The organism is Vibrio sp. R12-SG2-ISO1 (assembly GCF_059834045.1).
Genome location: NZ_JCBDGO010000019.1, coordinates 159,537 through 177,355, shown reverse-complemented (window position 1 = coordinate 177,355; position 17,819 = coordinate 159,537). Strand labels below are relative to the sequence as shown.

Here is a 17,819-nt window from a genome sequence, read left to right as displayed (position 1 = left end):
GACTTCCTTATTTCTTGTTTTGACCGTAGTAAGCGTTGGCACCGTGCTTACGCAGATAGTGTTTATCGAGTAGAGCGGGGTTAATCGCATCAATCTGGGCGTTAATTTGCAGTGTTTGCAGCGCCATTCCCGCGACCACTTCCACCACGACGGCATTGTGTACTGCGGCCGCAGGATCGTGTCCCCAGGTAAATGGGGCGTGCTCTTTGACTAAGATACCGGGGATGGCCATGACGTCGCCATCGGCGATGGTTTCGACGATGACCTTACCTGTATTGAGTTCGTAATCTTGGCTGATCTCTTCATCACTCAGTGCGCGTGTGCAAGCAATGTCGCCATAGAAGTAATCGGCGTGCGTTGTGCCTAGTGCTGGTATGGCTTTACCGGCTTGAGCCCACGCGGTGGCTTGTGGCGAGTGAGTATGCACGATGCCGCCAATCTCTGGATACGTGCGATACAGCTCAAGGTGGGTTGCGGTATCTGAAGAGGGCTTAAGTGTGCCCTCAACGACATTCCCTTTTAGATCCAGCACCACCATATTCTCGGCGCTGAGGTCTTGGTATTCCACGCCGCTGGGTTTAATCACCACCAAGCCGGATTGACGATCGATGCCCGAGACATTACCCCAAGTAAACGTGACCAACTGATGGCGTTGCAGGTCCAAGTTCGCCTGCCACACTTGTTCACGCAATACAGTGAGGCGCTGCGCTGTGGCTTGGATCTCGTTCCATACGGTCTGATCAGACATGGGCGTTCTCCTTGGTGAGATGAAACTCTGCCATTTGCTCCATCGACTGAGCAAGTTGGCGATAGCAGGCGTAGCGCTCTGCGTGCAGCGCTGCGACGGCTTTGTTGGGTTGATAGCTTTGGCGAACTGGGCTTGCCATCACTTGCTGCGCGGCGCTGGTATTGGGGTAGACCCCAGCCGCCACGGCGGCGAAGATCGCGGCGCCAAGGGCGCAACATTGATCCGATTCCACCACAATGATCTCGCGGCCAATGACGTCGGCGCACATTTGCATCACATAGGGCGATTTTTGCGCGATGCCACCGATGGCAATCACGCGCTCAACGTGCACGTCTTGGTCAACGAAACAGTCGACGATCGCTTTTGCGCCGTGCGCGGTGGATTCGACCAAAGAAGCGAAGATCGCTGGCGCACTGCTGGCGAGATTGAGATCGCATATCGCTCCTTTAAGCCGCTGGTTAGCATAAGGCGTGCGGCGACCATTGAGCCAATCGAGGGCGACGGGGGCTTGGCTATCCATCCCTTGTGCTTGAGCTGCGTCTGAGAGTAGTGGCAGCAATTGCCCCGCAATCTCATCGGCGGTGAGTGAGAAGTCGGGATTTTGCTGCGCATAAGCGCTTAGAGGCCACATCAATACGTTCTTAAACCAAGCGTACATATCACCAAACGCAGACTGACCGGCTTCGAGCGCGAGCAAATCAGGCAGGGCGCTGCCCTCAACTTGGCCGCAGATACCGTGAATAGTGCGAGTGCCGACCTCCGCTTTGTCGACCATTAAAATATCGCAAGTGGAGGTGCCGATGACTTTGACTAAATCGTGCGCACCTGCGCCCGCACCCACCGCGCCCATGTGGCAATCAAACTCGCCGACAGCGATGGCAATGCCTTCGGGTAAGCCCAATTTACGTGCCCACTCTTTGGTCAAAACGCCTGCGGGCTGGTCGGCGGTATAGACGTGGGTGAACATGCGCTCACGAATACCATCAAGGGTACTCGACACCGCAGAGAGAAACGCTTGGCTAGGTAGTCCGCCCCAACTGTCATGCCACATCGCTTTGTGGCCTGCTGCGCAGACACCACGGTGGATCTGAGTGGGGTGCTGATTGCCTGATAGAAGCGCCGGGATCCAGTCACACAGCTCGACCCAGCTGTGCGCCGCTTTGGCTACGGCGTCATCTTGTTCGCTGACCCAAGCGGCTTTGGCCCAAAACCATTCGGATGAGTACACACCGCCGATATAACGTGTGTAATCGTCAAACTGGCCAGAGTGGGCAAGCTCATTGATGCGATCCGCTTTAGAAACCGAGGTGTGATCTTTCCACAGTACAAACATGGCGTTCGGGTTGTGTTCAAACTCGGGCTTAAGAGCCAGTACAGTGCCGTCACTGTCAATGGGTGCGGGTGTTGAGCCTGTGGTGTCGACACCGATACCGACGACGCTTTGCGCCAACGCCGGAGGCACATTGGCCAAGGCTTCTTGAATAGCCAGTGTCATCGACTCGACATAATCTTTAGGGTGGTGGCGAAACTGGGATTGGGTAGGCAGGCAGTACTCTCCCGCCATCCAGCGTGGGTAATAGACCACAGAGGCGGTCACCTCTTGCCCGGTCTCTGCATTGACAATAAGTGCGCGCACGGAGTCTGAACCAAAATCCAATCCAATCACGTGCCGTTGTTTGTTCGTGTTATCCATGACAGCTCCAACGTGTAGGTCAGCAAACGAAATCTACTTGTTGTTATAGCGAGAGCTGCCCCTTTATCCCATGAATCACGTCGCTATATTCATGGACAAAAACGCCATTGCAGTTGTTTTGAGTGTTGCGCTGGAATTTTCATTGTTGGATGAAATACACGCAATTTGTCGAGAGAAACGCAATTTTTAGCCCTGTTATTGTACGGATTGTCATCTGGTAAGCATTGTTGCGATCTTCATCATAGCCTTCATTGCTAAATGAATGGATAAAAACGCTACATTTTTGTGCTGTGATTCGGGTCACTAACAAAGTGGGCGGGATACTCAAATATGTATTGCGAACACTCACCTCTACCAGTGGATGGATAACAATGAAACTAAAAACCCTACTTACCATAGCGACCTTATCTGGCGCTACACTGCTTAGTTCAACCGCGAGCGCGTTTTTTGGCTCGAACGATGATGCTGTCAAGCTTGGTTACCTAGTAAAACAACCCGAAGAACCTTGGTTCCAAACCGAATGGTCGTTTGCAGAAAAAGCAGGCCAAGAGTATGGATTTGAAGTGATTAAGATGGCGGTACCCGACGGAGAAAAAACACTCAACGCCATTGATACCTTGGCGGCAAGCGGTGCCAAAGGTTTTGTCATCTGCACGCCGGATCCAAAATTGGGCCCTGCCATCATGGCAAAAGCGAAAAGTTATGACCTCAAAGTCGTGACCGTCGATGACCAATTCCTCAATGCCAAAGGCGAGCCGATGACAGAAGTTCCGCTAGTGATGATGGCGGCAAGTGAAATTGGTTACCGCCAAGGTAGCGAACTGTACAAAGAGATGACTAATCGCGGTTGGGATGCGTCCGTCACTGGCGTGATGGCGATTACGGCTGATGAGCTCGACACCGCTCGCCGCCGCGTCGATGGTTCTATCAAAGCGCTGAAAGAAGTCGGATTCCCTGAAAATCAAATCTATCGCGTACCAACCAAAAGTAACGACATCCCCGGAGCATTGGATGCAGCAAACTCACTGTTGGTGCAGTACCCGAACGTGAAACAGTGGATTGTGGTGGGCATGAACGACAACACCGTTCTTGGCGGCGTGCGTGCGACGGAAGGCCAAGGCTTCTCTGCGCAGCAAGTGATCGGTATTGGTATTAACGGTGTGGATGCGGTGAACGAACTGGCGAAATCCAGTGCGACTGGCTTCCACGGTTCACTGCTCCCAAGCCCTGATGTGCATGGGTTCAAGAGTATTGAGTCGTTGTACAAATGGGTGAAAGAAGATGTTCAACCGAAGAAATTTGTTGAAGTCACCGATGTGGTTCTGATCACTCGCGATAACTTCCGTGCAGAGCTTGAGAAAAAAGGTCTGTAATTTCATTCGCGGCGGCGTTTGCCGCCGCAATGCGTGATAACCGGAGAGAATGATCATGGCGAATTCCCCCAACTACCTTGAGTTTTGCAATATTTCCAAGCATTTCACGGGAGTTAAAGCCCTTAGCAACATTAGCTTTCGCGTGGACAAAGGCAGCGTGCATGCCCTGATGGGAGAAAACGGTGCGGGTAAGTCGACGTTATTAAAAATATTAAGTGGTCTTCATGACGCCACCGAAGGTGAATTGAAGGTGGATGGTCAAACTTTGTCGTTCAGTAGCGCCACCGATGCGCTGAACCAAGGGATTGCGATTATTTATCAAGAGCTCAATTTGGTGCCAGAGCTGAGCGTTGCCGAGAATATTTACCTTGGTCAGTTGCCGACCAAAGGCGGCAAAGTGGATGTGGAGACACTCAACGCACGAGCCAAAGAACAACTGCAACGTCTTGGTGAAGATTTTGATCCTTCGCGGCCACTAAAAGAGTTCTCGATTGGTCAATGGCAAATGGTTGAGATAGCCAAAGCCTTAAGCCGCAATGCGCAAATTATCGCGTTTGATGAGCCAACCAGTAGCTTGTCGCAACGTGAGATAGAGAACTTATTTAAGGTGATTCGAGAGCTGCGTGATGATGGAAAAATCATCCTCTATGTCTCTCATCGCATGGAAGAGATTTTTGATTTGTGCGACGCCATCACAATTTTCAAGGACGGCACTCATGTGCAGACCTTTGATGATATGAGCGCATTAACCCACGACAAACTCGTTGAGTTGATGGTCGGGCGTGAGATCAATGACATCTACAACTACCGTTCACGCCCGTTAGGGGAGAGCGGCCTCAAAGTGGACAACTTGATGGGCAAGGGCTTAACACAGCCGGTGTCACTCGATATTCGCCAAGGTGAAATTCTCGGATTGTTTGGCTTAGTTGGCGCAGGGAGAACCGAACTCGCGCGGCTTATTTTTGGCGCAGAACGTGCCCAAAGCGGTCAACTTTCGATTCACGGTGTGCCGATCACTGTCAACTCACCGCAAGATGCGATCAAACTTGGCATCACGCTTTGCCCTGAAAACCGTAAGGCGGATGGTATCGTGCCGATTCAATCGGTCGAGGACAACACCAATATCAGTGCACGTCCGTGGCACCTAAAGCTCGGCAGTCTGATCGACTTCAGCTGGGAGCGAAAAAACGCCGAAGACCAGCGTCAAGCCCTAAACGTCAAAACGGCCTCGCTGCAACAAGCGATTGGTCAGCTATCGGGTGGCAATCAACAAAAGGTGATTCTTGGCCGTTGGCTCTCCACTGACATGAGCGTCATTTTGCTCGACGAACCGACACGCGGTATTGATGTTGGGGCGAAGTCGGAGATTTACGAACTCATCTTTAATCTAGCCGAACGTGGCGTGACCGTGTTGGTGATTTCGAGCGATTTGCCGGAAGTGTTGGGCATCTCCGATCGAGTGATGGTGATGAAAGAAGGCGCTGTGACAGGTGAACTACAACGTCATGAATTCAAAGAACAAACCGCGTTGAGCCTTGCCATGCTTGGCCACAATCAAGCGGCTGCATAATGAAAGGAACCTGCTATGTCTGTATCAAGCTCTACTAAAGTGTTGGCGTCGGATGAGGCCAAACGCACATGGAATTTTGCTGGAATCTGGGACAGGTTCGGCATGTTGATGGTGTTTGCCGGATTGTTCCTGTTGTGCGCGTTTTTTGTTCCCTATTTTGCCACCTTTATCAATATGAAAGGATTGGGACTCGCCATTTCGATGAGTGGCATGGTGGCGTGCGCGATGCTGTTTTGCCTAGCCTGTGGGGATTTGGATCTCTCAGTGGCCTCAGTGATTGCCTGCTCTGGCGTGGTGACCGCTGTGGCGATCAACGCGACAAGCAGCGTGGTGCTCGGGATTGGTGCGGGGTTGCTCTCTGGGGTGGCGTTTGGATTACTGAATGGCTTTGTCATTGCCAAACTGCAAATCAACGCGCTCATTACTACATTGGCGACGATGCAAATTGCCCGAGGTTTAGGCTACATCATCTCCGACGGTAAAGCGGTCGGGATCACTGAAGAGAGCTTTTTTGCCCTCGGTAACTCGTCTTTACTGGGTATTCCTACCCCGATTTGGCTAACAATAGTGACGTTTGCGGTGTTTGGTTTCCTCCTCAATCGCACTGTCTATGGGCGCAACACGCTCGCCATTGGCGGTAATGAAGAGGCGGCACGCTTAGCTGGCGTCAATGTGGTCAAGACTAAGATGATCATCTTTACGGTTTCCGGTTTTATCTCGGCGTTGGCCGGCGTCATCCTCGCTGCGCGTATGACCAGTGGCCAGCCGATGACCTCGGTCGGGTTTGAGCTGGTGGTGATCTCAGCGTGTGTATTGGGCGGCGTGTCACTGAAAGGCGGTATAGGTAAAGTCTCTTATGTGATTGCCGGTGTGCTGATTCTCGGCACCGTCGAAAACGCGATGAACTTACTCAATATGTCGCCCTTTGCTCAATACGTGGTTCGCGGTGCGATATTGTTAGCCGCCGTTATTTTTGACCGCTACAAACAAACCAGTCGCGCCTAGTTCTCTCTCTCGCGCTACTCAAACAAAGAGCAGCTCATAGACGCTGCTCTTTGTCATTGTCACACCCGCATTTTGGCGCCTTTGCTTTCACGCACGCCACACAAATCTACCCTGTCATGAAATTTTCTCCGTCTATTCCCTATCTTGTTCAATAAGGCATCGCTGCATCGCGGGGTTTACAGTCCTTTTCACTGTGATTCTCCCCCGTTAGTGGCGGTGGTTATCAGGGAGCGGAGAAGGCAGATGGACATGGCACACACACTCAACGCTTGGATTTTGTCTCATCCCCATTCATTGGGGTGGATGATGATCGCGCTGATCCTCCTTTCCTACTTGCTTGAAGATCTCGCTTTGGTGACGGCAGCGACCTTGTCGGTTAATCAAGTGATGGCGGTGGAGTGGGCGCTGCTGGCGATCTTTATTGGTATTGCCAGCGGCGATTTGGCGCTCTATGGCCTCGGGCGATTAGCACAGCGCATCGGTTGGTTGAAGGTGCGCTGTTTTAGACACCATAAGGCCCGTCGGCTGTGTAAAAAGCTCAATGCCAATGCTTTTGTGACCTTATTTATCGTCCGCTTTGTACCGGGAATGCGCAGCGTGAGTTACACCGTCAGTGGTTTTTTAGGCATAGCGTTGCCGGTGTTTCTTTTGGCCGTTTTTATCGCCACTGCCATGTGGACGGCACTGATCTTTGCCTCTTTCTATCAAGTGGGCGGTTGGATAGGCAGTGAGGATGCCTGGACTCGCTGGTTGATGATACCTGTAGGATTGCTCGCGCTGTGGGCATTAAACCGCGCAGCGCAACAGTATTGGAGAAGTGAACAGAATGCACAATCGTGATGTGGAAGTGATCCCGCAAGGGAAGGTCAATGCAGGGATGCCCGTACTGAGCAAGCCAAAAAGAGTGATTTCGCCGTTTGAGTTTCTGCCAGCGTGGTTTTTTTATGCGCCGGTTGTGGTGCAAAGCGCGCTCCTCAGCGCAAGGCACCTGGATTGGGCATTGCCACTTATCGCTAACCCTGCCATCAAGTTAAGCGGTATGGTGGGCGAATCAAAAAGCGACATTTTCGCCAGTGCCGGAGGGAAAACCCGCCAGTGGGTTTTGCCCTACATTACTGTCGAGGTGGGCGACTCGTCAAACTCCGAAGCTCTCAATAACGCGATGGCAACGCTGCATGATGCCGGGTTAGATTTCCCTCTGGTGGCCAAGCCTGATTTGGGTTGTCGCGGCGCTGGGGTCAAACTCGTCAATGACTCGGACGATTTGGCGTGTTACTTAGCGCATTTTCCTGCCGGTGGCCGTTTTCTTTTGCAACAAAAATCCCGCTACCGCGCAGAAGCAGGTCTCTTTTATGTTCGCCAGCCAGGGGAGAAGCGCGGCAGAGTCATCTCGATGACACTCAAATACTCGCCCTTTGTGGAAGGTGATGGCGTTTCGACGCTTAGAGAACTGATCGCTCGCTGCCCGCGGGCTGGGCGACTGCAACACCTCTATTTACCGCGTCATGAGTCCAAGTTAGAGAGCGTTGTGGAAAAGGGCGAAGAGTATCCGTTGGCGTTTGCGGGCAGTCATTCTCGCGGCGCAATTTTTCGCAACGGCAACGCCTTTATCACACCGGAGTTGGAAGCGACGCTCGATGACGTGCTGGGTGAGTTTGAAGGGTTTCACTACGGCCGTCTTGACGTCAAGTTCGACACCATCACCGCGCTGATGCAGGGCGAGCGCTTTGACATCTTAGAAATCAATGGTGCGAGCAGTGAAGCCGCGCACATCTGGGATAGCGATACCCCATTGCTGCACATCTTCAGCACCTTACTGACACAGTACCGCTTGTTGTACCGAATTGGCTCTCAGCATAAGCAACGCGGGGTGAACACACCTTCTCTGGCGGCGTTATTCAACGCTTGGCGAGAGGAAAAAGCTTTAACGCAGCGCTACCCCATGACGGATTGATCAAAGGAATGATGATGAAAAAAGCGATGACTTCTCCCGCCACTCTCACCGCGAGAGCGACGCTCAGCGATAAACATAGGGCGACCCTCTCTGGCGCGGTGCTAGGCGGCATTGAAACCTTGTACCAAGGTCAACGGTTTCTCAGTGTGCTTGGCAATGACGACTACGTTGCGTTAGCCACGCCGCATGTATCGAGCTCGATTGGTGAGCATTTTCGCCATTGGTTGGATCTGTTTCATGCCATTCGCCATGCACAGGGGCAAGACCAAGCGATTCCACATGGCGAAATGAGCAAAATCGATTACAACGTGCGTCGGCGCGGCCATCCCGTCGAGCGAGATTGCCGCGTGGCCGAGCGAGAGATAGCGCAGCTGGTGGATTGGATATGCCAACTGCCGCCAGATGCACTCGAAGCACGAGTGAGTGTGGAATCGGAAGTGATGATGTCTCAGCGTCAAGTCGAAGAGGTGGAATCCACCTTGGCCCGCGAGATTACCTTTGCCGCGTTGCACGCCACTCATCACTTTGCGATGGCGAAAGTGGTGGCGTCACTGCGCGGCATCGAAGTGGAATCGGGTTTTGGCGTGGCTCCGGCGACCGCGACTTATCAGAGGGCTCAATAACATGTGCACCTTATCTTGGACCTATCACGGCGTGAGTCACTACCGCGTCTACTTCAACCGCGATGAGCAGCGAACTCGGCAGCCCGCCACTGAGCCACAAGCCATGCAGTTGGAGGAGGTTAACTGCCTAATGCCACTTGATCCAGAAGGCGGTGGCAGTTGGATCGCGACCAATGAGTATGGCGTGACTGTGTGTCTGCTCAACTTCTACCAAGGGCAGATGCCCCAAGGAGCACTGACAAGTCGCGGGCAAATCGTTAAGCAGCTTGCCAGCAGTGTATCGAGTCAAGAAGTGGACAGAAGAATGTTGGCGCTGAACTTGAGTCACTATGCCCCGTTTACTGTGGTGTCGTTCGATACCCGTCGCAACGCGAATGAAACCGTGATGTGGACATGGGATGGCCAAGCGCTCAGCCATCATCGTGCGGTGGCGCCGATTGTCTCGTCCGGTCGGTTCTTTTATGACGCGCTCGACTATCGCACTAGCCTGTTTGCTGACTTGGCCTCTCAGTCGAATGATGACACGCTCGGTGAGCGTTTTCATACCCGACACGATACCCAGCGGCCTCATCTCTCGCCATTGATGGCCAGAGAAGACGCGCGCACCGTCAGTATTACGACCGTCCATGTCAGTCCTACCGACAAAATCATGGGCTATCAAGCGATCGACGCAGGCCCTTTGGCCGATTTATCCCCAAATGCACGCCACTACCGCGTGCCAACCAGTATTGACCTACCCACCAGTATCAAGGAGTCATGACATGAAACTACTACGTTTATTTGCGCTGCTTTTGGTCAGTGTCTCCGCCAATGCGGCGGATCTTATCTCCACCTCGTTTTTTAGTAATAAGGCGGTCAGCGGTTACGATACCGTGGCGTATTTCACTCATGGCCAAGCGGTCAAAGGTGACAGCCAATGGACAGCTGAATACCAAGGCGCGCAATGGCTGTTCTCATCCGCTGAGCACTTAGCGATGTTTGAAGCAGAGCCGGAAAAGTACGCTCCGCAGTATGGTGGCTATTGTGCTTGGGCGGTGTCTGAGAAGAGCGATTTTGCCCCTTCCGATCCTGAGCAGTGGGCGATTGTCGACGGCAAGTTGTACCTCAATTACAACGCGGACATCAAAGGGCGCTGGGACAGCGCGCGCACTCTGCACATTCAACAAGCTGACCAAAACTGGCCAGGTTTGATTGCTCAATAGGCCAGCGGCGAGTTGACGCGCCACGTTTGTTAATCAAGAGGATGTGATTATGTACGCCAGTCCATTTCGTTTACCACGTAAAACCCCGTTCGGTGTTGGCGAAAGAGCGCTTGAATGGGCGACCGGTTTGTCGCAGTTGGATGCCTTGTATCAACAAGCGGCGCTGCCACAAGACAGTTTTGAGTTCATGCATGAAGCGCTGGCGAGAATCGGCACTCAGTATTCAGTTGATCACGGCAGTGTGTCGTCCATTCCACAGGAAGGCCCTGTGGTGATTGTCGCGAATCATCCATTTGGCGGTATTGAGGGCATTATTTTAGCCTCGCTGGTGGCGCAAGTGCGCAAAGATGTCAAAGTGTTGGCAAATGAGTTGCTTAAGCGGATACCAGAGCTCGATTCACTGTTCATCGGTGTGGATGTGTTCGGCGGTGAGCGGGCAAGAACCACTAATCGGCGCGCGATTGCTGAGGCCAATCAGCACTTAAAAGAGGGCGGAGTGCTGATTCTCTTTCCTGCGGGAGAAGTGTCGGCATGGCAAGCCGATGCGCAGCAAATCACCGATAAAGCGTGGAGCCAGTCGGTGGCGAAGTTTGTCCGCCATGCCGAGGCGACAACCGTACCTATTTTTATTCAAGGCATGAACAGCAAATGGTTCTATCAAGCGGGTCGTGTGCATCCGCTATTGAGAACGGCCATGCTTGGGCGTGAGCTGCTCAATAAATCCGGGCAGACGATTTCTGTTTCAGTCGGAGCGGCGATCCCGTTTTCTGAACTGCAACATTTCGATGATGATCAGCAACTGACCCACTATCTGCGGCTGAATACCTATTTGATGGGCAGTCGAGAGGAGAATACGGCAACTCGGCGACCTCCTGAAAGTGCCCAGCAGCCGATCATCGCGCCCATTGCCGTGGCAGAACTCGAGCAAGAGATGGCGACGCTCAGCGACTTTCAACTGCTCGAACAAGGCGAGTTTGTGGTCTACTGCGTGCCCACCGCAAGGATGCCGCGCATGATGCAAGAGATCGGGCGAGTGCGAGAGGAGAGTTTTCGCGCCGTCGGTGAAGGCTCAGGACGCGGCTGTGATGTCGACGATTTCGACCCAAAATATCATCAACTCTTTGTGTGGCATCGCGGCGATCGCGCGTTGGTGGGCGCGTATCGACTCGGTTTGGTGGATGAGCTCACCGCGCAAGGCGGCATTGAGGCGCTCTATTCTCGCAGCCTGTTCGAGTACGATCACGCGTTTGTTAGCCAGTTGGGGCAATCCATCGAACTTGGCCGCTCAGTGGTCGCCGAGCAATACCAAAAAAATCTGTACTCCTTGCTGCTTCTTTGGAAAGGGATTGCGGCGTTTGTGGCGCGCCACCCCCGCTATACCCATTTGTTTGGGCCTGTCAGCATTAGCAACGATTACAGCCCAGTGGCGCGCCAGCTCATCGCATCGGTGATGACGGTGCATCATTACGACCAAGATAAGGCGAAACTGGTTCGACCCACCACGCCACTGAAAGAGAGCGGCAACACCTTCTGGCGACCCGACATGCTCAGCTCATTGGCTGAACTGCCGTTACTGTCGAAAGTGTTGCAGCGCTTAGAGCGTGGGGTAGGGGTGCCGGTCCTGTTGCGGCAATATCTGGGTCTAAATGGCAAATTGGTGTGCTTCAATGTTGACCCTGCTTTTCATTTTGCTTTAGATGGTTTGATTGTGGTTGAACTGACGTCATTACCCGCAAGAACTTTGGGCAAGTACATGGGCAGAGAGTGCGCGCAGGCGTATTTAAGCCACCATAACCGAAAGGCATGAGTCATAAACGATTCGACTAAACCGCGCGGGCTTATTGGCTCGCGCACGCTAAGTGCTGGGGTATACTGGCGCTTCTCGTAACGGACGCTCATACCCTCTTAGATTGGATTTTCTCGCATTATGCCCCACATGATGACCTTGTGCTTGGCGCTTATCGCCTTTGCCGCCAACTCCTTTTTTTGTCGTCTTGCATTGGCAAGCGGCGCGATTGACCCGGGCAGCTTCACCTTGCTGCGTCTCTTCTCTGGTGCGGTCACTTTGGCCCTTTTGCTGTTTATGCGCGGCCACTTTCACGGTAAGGCGTCGCTCGGTTTTCTCCGATCGCCGATCAGTTGGTGGTCTGCTATCGCTCTGTTTGTGTATGCGGTGTGTTTCTCGTACGCCTATACCGAACTCAGCACAGGGACGGGCGCGCTACTGCTGTTTGGTATGGTGCAAATGACGTTAATTGCCTATCACGTGGCGTCAGGCAATGCGCTGAGTAGGTTGGAGAAAGTCGGTATTTTGGCCTCGGTGACGGGTTTTGTGGTTCTAATGCTGCCATCCGCGCAATCACCAAGCCTTGGCGCAGCGAGTTTGATGTTGGCGTCTGGCGTTGCATGGGCGATGTTTACCGTGCTTGGCAAAAAAAGCGGAGTCGCATCCGTTGCGATTACCCACGGCTTTATTCTCGCCAGTCTCCTCGCACTGCTCGCGAGCCCGGTGTTGCTTATGGATGTCACCCTAACATCTGCGGGCGTGATGTGGGCGCTTGCCTCGGGTATCGCCGCTTCAGGATTGGGTTACATCCTTTGGTATCAAGTGCTCAAACAGATCACCGTGCTCAAGGCCTCCATCGCACAACTCGCCGTTCCGGTGATCGCCTTTCTCGCCGGTTCTATTGGGCTTGGTGAGACCATCACCTTTAGCGCTGTATTGGCTTCGGCTTTGGTGCTTGGCGGGATTGCGGTGATTTTTGTGGCGAAGGCGGAGTGAAAGTTACGTCAACTGAATTGATGCTCAACTTACAGTGAGAATTAAACGTGGTGTTGATCACTTTTAAAGGGTTAGTTTGTTTTTTTGTTGACAATGATTAGGGCCGAAGTGATTTCGTCAGCTGGCCCAATAATACTGAACTAGTGTCTAAACATCAGACTTTGTTGTATTGGATATAAAAAATTTTGTCTGATGATACCTTTTAAAGCAGGAACTTGTTGCTTATACGATATTAAATCCTTGCACTCTGTCATATATCAATACTATTTATCTATCAACAAGTTGGGATCCGTCACCAAATCATCGGCGAAGTCATTGGTTTGACTGAAAGAGTATGTTTTACCCTTGTAAAATAAATAGTTAGGGTGAGTGTAGCTAGTTCCAATCACCATGTTCGGGTGATTGAAGTATGCTGCCATTAAATCTCGGCCAAGTCTCGTTCTCACCATAGGTATTGCTTTCGCCAAGTAACGTTTACCATCTTCTGCTATGAGTGTAGTAGCGAGGCCTTCCTCATCAAATTCGACAGGTTCATAGAACCAAGCGAAGTAGCCGTTAACTCCTTTTGTCCGCCATGCTATCGGCTCCCCAATAATTGCGTGCAATGGTGAATCAGGAGTAACCGGAACTAACTCCCCAAAACCAACCTGTAAATATATGTTACTCGGAAGGTATACATATTCTGGTGGTAACTTAGTAGGGTCCACGCCAACTAACTTGACAATCATGTTTCCCGGACTGCATTCAAAAAGGCACTCATATCCAACTGCACCTAATTTTTCAACGATCATGTCGATACGCTGAAAATGACTGTCGTAGAGATATTGTTCTGCTTGCTCTTGGCTTTCTACATTAGCGGACGCTGGAATGAAGTATTTTGACAGGTATGTAACACTTCCATCATCTATCATGTCAAGTAGTGTTCCCGCAAAAAACACACCAGTCCCTATGTTCATTCCTAGTGCAGAGCCAAACTGCCCGACAGCAGCATCTGTTGCAGCTTGAGCAGCAAGACTGTATTGGGCAGAATTCCACTCTTGGTAATTGTTTGACTCTGCCACCGCTTTAGCTATTCGATGGCGCTTTTTTGAGGCAAAGAGCTCGATACCTAAATAACTTGCTGAGAGCATTTCCCAATCAGATTGCTCTACTGTTTCTGTGCTTGGTTTTTGTCTCCATGCCTGGTTGTAGGGCTCATTTGAACACCCTGCCATTACTAAAGCCGTCATGAGCCCAAAAGCCAACTTGTTCATCATTACTAATTCCTTTTTAGTTCTATTTTTACATACAAGTACGACAGCTCTAAAAACTCATGATCTATGTGCATTTAACTCATCATTGTGATCGTGGAGTAAGGTGCGTACTTAGGTTTTTCTATCATCTCATAGAGACTGATAGCTACTTCAATGTACTGATATATATGATAAAATAACAATTTATTTAATGCATTAATACTCTGTTTTATTGATTTTTACTAACTATGTGGGTACTGAAGAACAATATCGTTGTAGTGTTTCATTGCCAACGCTTTATTAGTAAATGGTTCTCCCTGCTATCCGAGTAAATGACATATAATTTGTCTCATCATTCCGAAATTCCTCCTACGTTCAGCCCTTGATAGTGATAAGATCCCCGCATCAAAATCAACGAGAAACACTATGTTCATCCATCATGTAAACGGTATCGACTGGCTGGTGATTACTGCTTTTGAAGAATTTAAAACGTTATTCATTGAAGATGCAGGTGAGATACCCCGTTGCTTTTCTACCGCCAGCGAATTGAGTTTGATTGATCAAGCTAGGCGCACCTACGGTTATTTGCCTAGGCTCTGCGGCGTCATTACTGACACCGGGACTTTTCAAAGCCAAGACAACCAAGAAGATCTGAACCCACAGCTCGCTTGTCTCGTAGAGGGACGTGGCCGAGTGTTTATCTATCACGGCGGCTTTGTCGCGTTTGTGGATGACGAGCAGACGTTTATTACTCGGATCTGCTAACTACACGCAAGGAGAGAAGTATGAACTTATCAAACCACAGTAGCGTTGTTTTGGATTGAATGTCGCGCATCGTTAGGGCTCCCTATTAAATCCATTTAATTAGCTGTGTTTTTGGCAAAATTCATTAGATTAGAATGAGCGATGCTCGTCTACTCACCGTTTTATATAGAAATTATGAGGAGATTCGTAAGAATACAGCGTTAGTTGCCTTATTAATATCGCATGTTCAACTTACTGTACAAGTGGAGTGGTGAAGACTATACTTGTTCCATTAAATGTACATGTGGAGGTTCTTATGAGAATCGTATCTTTTACTGAAGCTAGAAATGGTCTCAAAGCTGTTTTAGACGGTGTAGTTAATGATGCTGATACAACAATTATTACACGCCGTGATTCTGAGGATGCAGTGGTTATGTCTTTAGACTACTACAATAGCCTTATGGAGACAGTTCATTTACTACGCTCTCCTCAAAACGCTGAACACCTAAACCGTTCGATAGCACAGTACCGTGCTGGTAAAATGACAGCACGAGAGTTAATTGATGAGTAGTAGTCAATGCTTATTGTCGTGGACTGATGATGCTTGGGATGACTACCTGTATTGGCAGACTCAAGACAAGAAAACACTCAAGCGCATCAATAAACTCATCAATGATGTTAAGCGCTCTCCATTCGAGGGTATCGGTAAACCAGAGCCGTTAAAAGAGAACTTATCTGGTTTTTGGTCTCGTCGTATTGATGATACTAATAGGCTTGTTTACGCAGTCGATGAACAAGCGATAACGATAATTTCATGTCGTTACCACTACTAAATCAGGTTCAGCGATCTTACATCTAACAAGAGACCTATGGCGTCAATAGTTAATTTTTTGGTGCTATTTTTATCCAACATAACACCGTCCCTCAGCATTGAATTTAGTCTCACCATCTCTTTCTCATGCAGGCGACGATTGCCACTTTTTTCGGTTTGCCGTGATCGGCTTCAGTACACCCCTTGATAGAGCCGGAATAGATTGCCTAGTCTTGCTGAAACAAAGCCTCTATCATTCGGCACGTTACCTATACCAATCCTTGTCGACTTGTTATAAATTTTCGTTATTATTTTTATAATTATCGATAATTTTTCATTTTATTTGGTCGTCCTTATACTTCTCTCTATCGAAACAAAACACGCAACAAATAAATCAGTTTTTGGAGAAAGTTATGAAAATGAACCACGTTGGTATCATGGTGGGCGATATGGACAAAGCGGTCGAGTTCTACACGAAAGCACTCGGTCTTCGCATTGTGATGAACAACACCAAAGTGATTGAAGAGCGCGAATCTGCGATCGGTCGTATGTGTATTGCTGTCTTTGGTGAAGGCTTCAAAGGGTTTAACATTGCTCACTTAGTGACAACCGATGGGATCGGTGTTGAGCTGTTTGAAATGGTTGACCGTGAAGAGCGCCACAAGGTTGATTTCTCTCGTCTAGGTATCTTCCACTTCTGTCTTCAACTCCCTAAAGAGCAATTTGATCCAGCGATCAAGCGCGTAGAAGAGTTTGGCGGTAAAGTGCGCATGGATATTCACCGTTACCACCCAGAAGATGATTCTAAGCAAGCGCAAATGGTGTACCTAGAAGACCCGTTTGGTAACTTATTTGAGTTCTACTCGCACTCTTATGAAGACACTTACGCGTCTGATTACGAGTAATGCGTTGACTTGCTAAAGCGATGATATTCGTACCCACTAGAGATTTGCTCTAGTGGGTATTTTTTTATCTATATGAGTTTGGTGCTTGGCTGTGTCGCTAGGGCTAGCGCAGTTTGTATTGCGTGGGACAATAGGCCCGTGAAACGCGTGGATCTCGGCGTTGGAGGTGTTTGGTCGCCCGTCCACTAACTCTTGCTCTCCAAAGCTTAAAACTGCGTGGTTTGAGGTGGAGACGCATCAACTGAATAACAGCGGATTCATTGAGACCAAATTGCCACTCAATGGCCTCAAACGGGGTTCGGTCTTCCCAAGCCATTTCGATGACTCGGGATTGCATTTCTTGAGATAGATTCATTAATCACTCGCAGAGGGTTTTTGACCTTCTACGCGTTGAGATCGACCTTGGTTCAAGTCTGGCGAGTGAAACGCTTTAACCTTTATGGCGTTTGGCGACTAAGGTAAATTTGTAGTCACTCGACTTAAAGTAGTTTCGGCTGTACTCAAACACGACATCACCAAGCAGGTAGCCTCGTGTGCGCTTTTCTATGATGGGGTCGGCTGGGTTTATGCCTAGTAGTTCGGCAATATCTTGCGGAGGTAAAACGGGAATGATCTCTTGTTCGCTGCGATCAATGACCAATCCTTTCTGCTTTTCAATATAGTCGTATTTTGACCCTTGCATCACTTGGTAGGTCAGATCAGGGAACATGGCGGTAGGCATCCAGGTCTCTTCGACGGTGATGGGGTTGTTGTCAAGAAAGCGAACGCGCTTGATATAAAAAATACGCTCTCCTTCTTTGATGTCGAGGTGTTCAGCCATCGTCAGCGATGCGGCTTGAATTTCAAAAGACAACACATCACTGTGAGTGACCCCATCTAAATGCGCCCACTTCTCTGCAAAGCTACTCTGTTGGTAGATGTCGTAGTTAACTTTGTTCTCTTTGACGTAGGTGCCACTGCCTTGAATGCTCTCCAGCTCTTCATTTTCGACCAGCAGTTTTAACGCTTGTCGAACCGTCACGCGGCTGACGGAAAAGGCTTCTCTCAGCTGTGCTTCAGTTGGAAGAGCTTGACCGACTTTGTACTCTCCCGAGCGGATCTTTTCTCGTATCGCATCTGCGATTTGTCGATACATTGGCAGTCTTGCCATGTGGACCTCGTTTGCTACTCACCCTTT

Annotated in this window: 19 protein-coding genes; 14 read left to right on the top strand and 5 right to left on the bottom strand. The window is 50.2% G+C overall.

Annotation, left to right across the window (positions count from 1 at the left end; genetic code table 11):
- Positions 1–7 precede the first annotated feature (7 nt).
- Together AC6R10_RS14050 and AC6R10_RS14045 are read right to left on the bottom strand one after the other, a co-directional pair.
- Complete coding sequence (locus tag AC6R10_RS14050) at positions 8–748, bottom strand: L-ribulose-5-phosphate 4-epimerase (RefSeq protein WP_500672615.1); 741 nt, start codon at positions 746–748, stop codon at positions 8–10.
- Positions 741–2,441, bottom strand: coding sequence for a ribulokinase (locus AC6R10_RS14045; RefSeq protein WP_500672614.1), 1,701 nt, complete (start codon positions 2,439–2,441; stop codon positions 741–743). The genes AC6R10_RS14050 and AC6R10_RS14045 overlap by 8 nt, the downstream gene beginning before the upstream one ends.
- A gap of 371 nt (positions 2,442–2,812) precedes the next feature.
- Between AC6R10_RS14045 and AC6R10_RS14040 the strand changes: the two genes are divergently transcribed.
- The 10 genes from AC6R10_RS14040 to AC6R10_RS13995 all read left to right on the top strand — a co-directional run bounded on the left by AC6R10_RS14040 (position 2,813) and on the right by AC6R10_RS13995 (position 12,950).
- Complete coding sequence (locus AC6R10_RS14040) at positions 2,813–3,814, top strand: arabinose ABC transporter substrate-binding protein (RefSeq protein WP_500672613.1); 1,002 nt, start codon at positions 2,813–2,815, stop codon at positions 3,812–3,814.
- A 55-nt stretch (positions 3,815–3,869) separates the two neighbouring features.
- Positions 3,870–5,384 carry an L-arabinose ABC transporter ATP-binding protein AraG gene (gene araG, locus AC6R10_RS14035; protein ID WP_500672612.1) on the top strand — a complete coding sequence of 505 codons (1,515 nt, stop codon included), beginning with the start codon at positions 3,870–3,872 and terminating at the stop codon, positions 5,382–5,384.
- A 15-nt stretch (positions 5,385–5,399) separates the two neighbouring features.
- Positions 5,400–6,389, top strand: a complete 990-nt coding sequence (gene araH, locus AC6R10_RS14030) for an L-arabinose ABC transporter permease AraH (protein WP_500672611.1) — start codon at positions 5,400–5,402, stop codon at positions 6,387–6,389.
- Between the two features lie 243 nt (positions 6,390–6,632).
- Positions 6,633–7,229 carry a DedA family protein gene (locus AC6R10_RS14025; RefSeq protein ID WP_500672610.1) on the top strand — a complete coding sequence of 199 codons (597 nt, stop codon included), beginning with the start codon at positions 6,633–6,635 and terminating at the stop codon, positions 7,227–7,229.
- A complete protein-coding gene (locus tag AC6R10_RS14020) occupies positions 7,216–8,343 on the top strand; it encodes a D-alanine--D-alanine ligase (protein ID WP_500672609.1) in 1,128 nt (375 codons plus the stop codon). The genes AC6R10_RS14025 and AC6R10_RS14020 overlap by 14 nt, the downstream gene beginning before the upstream one ends.
- A 14-nt stretch (positions 8,344–8,357) precedes the next feature.
- Complete coding sequence (locus AC6R10_RS14015) at positions 8,358–8,966, top strand: hypothetical protein (protein ID WP_500672689.1); 609 nt, start codon at positions 8,358–8,360, stop codon at positions 8,964–8,966.
- A 1-nt stretch (position 8,967) separates the two neighbouring features.
- Positions 8,968–9,726, top strand: coding sequence for an NRDE family protein (locus AC6R10_RS14010; RefSeq protein WP_500672608.1), 759 nt, complete (start codon positions 8,968–8,970; stop codon positions 9,724–9,726).
- Between the two features lies 1 nt (position 9,727).
- Positions 9,728–10,168 (top strand): YHS domain-containing (seleno)protein, encoded by a 441-nt coding sequence (locus tag AC6R10_RS14005; RefSeq protein ID WP_500672607.1) that lies wholly within the window; start codon positions 9,728–9,730, stop codon positions 10,166–10,168.
- A 49-nt stretch (positions 10,169–10,217) separates the two neighbouring features.
- Complete coding sequence (locus AC6R10_RS14000) at positions 10,218–11,975, top strand: bifunctional lysophospholipid acyltransferase family protein/GNAT family N-acetyltransferase (RefSeq protein ID WP_500672606.1); 1,758 nt, start codon at positions 10,218–10,220, stop codon at positions 11,973–11,975.
- A gap of 120 nt (positions 11,976–12,095) precedes the next feature.
- On the top strand, positions 12,096–12,950 hold the full coding sequence (locus tag AC6R10_RS13995) for a DMT family transporter (RefSeq protein ID WP_500672605.1): 855 nt from the start codon (positions 12,096–12,098) through the stop codon (positions 12,948–12,950).
- 263 nt (positions 12,951–13,213) lie between these two features.
- Here AC6R10_RS13995 and AC6R10_RS13990 read toward each other — a convergent pair whose 3' ends face one another.
- Positions 13,214–14,206 (bottom strand): hypothetical protein, encoded by a 993-nt coding sequence (locus tag AC6R10_RS13990; protein ID WP_500672604.1) that lies wholly within the window; start codon positions 14,204–14,206, stop codon positions 13,214–13,216.
- A gap of 402 nt (positions 14,207–14,608) precedes the next feature.
- Here AC6R10_RS13990 and AC6R10_RS13985 point away from each other — a divergent pair, with 402 nt between their 5' ends.
- The 4 genes from AC6R10_RS13985 (at position 14,609) to AC6R10_RS13970 (ending at position 16,642) form a co-directional block, all read left to right on the top strand.
- On the top strand, positions 14,609–14,947 hold the full coding sequence (locus AC6R10_RS13985) for a cytosolic protein (protein WP_500672603.1): 339 nt from the start codon (positions 14,609–14,611) through the stop codon (positions 14,945–14,947).
- A gap of 295 nt (positions 14,948–15,242) precedes the next feature.
- Positions 15,243–15,497: a type II toxin-antitoxin system Phd/YefM family antitoxin gene (locus AC6R10_RS13980; protein ID WP_500672602.1), complete on the top strand. Its 255-nt coding sequence runs from the start codon at positions 15,243–15,245 to the stop codon at positions 15,495–15,497.
- A complete protein-coding gene (locus tag AC6R10_RS13975; RefSeq protein WP_130271370.1) occupies positions 15,490–15,759 on the top strand; it encodes a Txe/YoeB family addiction module toxin in 270 nt (89 codons plus the stop codon). The genes AC6R10_RS13980 and AC6R10_RS13975 overlap by 8 nt, the downstream gene beginning before the upstream one ends.
- A 391-nt stretch (positions 15,760–16,150) precedes the next feature.
- Positions 16,151–16,642 carry a VOC family protein gene (locus AC6R10_RS13970; RefSeq protein ID WP_500628194.1) on the top strand — a complete coding sequence of 164 codons (492 nt, stop codon included), beginning with the start codon at positions 16,151–16,153 and terminating at the stop codon, positions 16,640–16,642.
- A 103-nt stretch (positions 16,643–16,745) separates the two neighbouring features.
- On the opposite strand, the gene AC6R10_RS13965 is transcribed toward AC6R10_RS13970, so the two are convergent.
- Both AC6R10_RS13965 and AC6R10_RS13960 read right to left on the bottom strand, forming a co-directional pair.
- The gene (locus tag AC6R10_RS13965; RefSeq protein WP_334553244.1) at positions 16,746–16,997 is read right to left on the bottom strand and encodes a TIGR03643 family protein; all 252 of its coding nucleotides are present in this window, start codon (positions 16,995–16,997) and stop codon (positions 16,746–16,748) included.
- A gap of 75 nt (positions 16,998–17,072) precedes the next feature.
- On the bottom strand, positions 17,073–17,792 hold the full coding sequence (locus tag AC6R10_RS13960; RefSeq protein ID WP_487902768.1) for a GntR family transcriptional regulator: 720 nt from the start codon (positions 17,790–17,792) through the stop codon (positions 17,073–17,075).
- Positions 17,793–17,819: the final 27 nt, after the last annotated feature.

Coding starts and splice junctions, on each gene's coding strand:
- AC6R10_RS13980 (WP_500672602.1), top strand. CDS start 15,243: ATGAGAATCGTATCTTTTACTGAAGCTAGAAATGGTCTCAAAGCTGTT.
- AC6R10_RS13965 (WP_334553244.1), bottom strand. CDS start 16,997: ATGAATCTATCTCAAGAAATGCAATCCCGAGTCATCGAAATGGCTTGG.
- AC6R10_RS13995 (WP_500672605.1), top strand. CDS start 12,096: ATGCCCCACATGATGACCTTGTGCTTGGCGCTTATCGCCTTTGCCGCC.
- AC6R10_RS14025 (WP_500672610.1), top strand. CDS start 6,633: ATGGACATGGCACACACACTCAACGCTTGGATTTTGTCTCATCCCCAT.
- araG (WP_500672612.1), top strand. CDS start 3,870: ATGGCGAATTCCCCCAACTACCTTGAGTTTTGCAATATTTCCAAGCAT.
- AC6R10_RS13975 (WP_130271370.1), top strand. CDS start 15,490: ATGAGTAGTAGTCAATGCTTATTGTCGTGGACTGATGATGCTTGGGAT.
- AC6R10_RS14045 (WP_500672614.1), bottom strand. CDS start 2,441: ATGGATAACACGAACAAACAACGGCACGTGATTGGATTGGATTTTGGT.
- AC6R10_RS14020 (WP_500672609.1), top strand. CDS start 7,216: ATGCACAATCGTGATGTGGAAGTGATCCCGCAAGGGAAGGTCAATGCA.
- AC6R10_RS14050 (WP_500672615.1), bottom strand. CDS start 748: ATGTCTGATCAGACCGTATGGAACGAGATCCAAGCCACAGCGCAGCGC.
- AC6R10_RS13985 (WP_500672603.1), top strand. CDS start 14,609: ATGTTCATCCATCATGTAAACGGTATCGACTGGCTGGTGATTACTGCT.
- AC6R10_RS14010 (WP_500672608.1), top strand. CDS start 8,968: ATGTGCACCTTATCTTGGACCTATCACGGCGTGAGTCACTACCGCGTC.
- AC6R10_RS13970 (WP_500628194.1), top strand. CDS start 16,151: ATGAAAATGAACCACGTTGGTATCATGGTGGGCGATATGGACAAAGCG.
- AC6R10_RS14000 (WP_500672606.1), top strand. CDS start 10,218: ATGTACGCCAGTCCATTTCGTTTACCACGTAAAACCCCGTTCGGTGTT.
- AC6R10_RS14015 (WP_500672689.1), top strand. CDS start 8,358: ATGAAAAAAGCGATGACTTCTCCCGCCACTCTCACCGCGAGAGCGACG.
- AC6R10_RS13990 (WP_500672604.1), bottom strand. CDS start 14,206: ATGATGAACAAGTTGGCTTTTGGGCTCATGACGGCTTTAGTAATGGCA.
- araH (WP_500672611.1), top strand. CDS start 5,400: ATGTCTGTATCAAGCTCTACTAAAGTGTTGGCGTCGGATGAGGCCAAA.
- AC6R10_RS14040 (WP_500672613.1), top strand. CDS start 2,813: ATGAAACTAAAAACCCTACTTACCATAGCGACCTTATCTGGCGCTACA.
- AC6R10_RS14005 (WP_500672607.1), top strand. CDS start 9,728: ATGAAACTACTACGTTTATTTGCGCTGCTTTTGGTCAGTGTCTCCGCC.
- AC6R10_RS13960 (WP_487902768.1), bottom strand. CDS start 17,792: ATGGCAAGACTGCCAATGTATCGACAAATCGCAGATGCGATACGAGAA.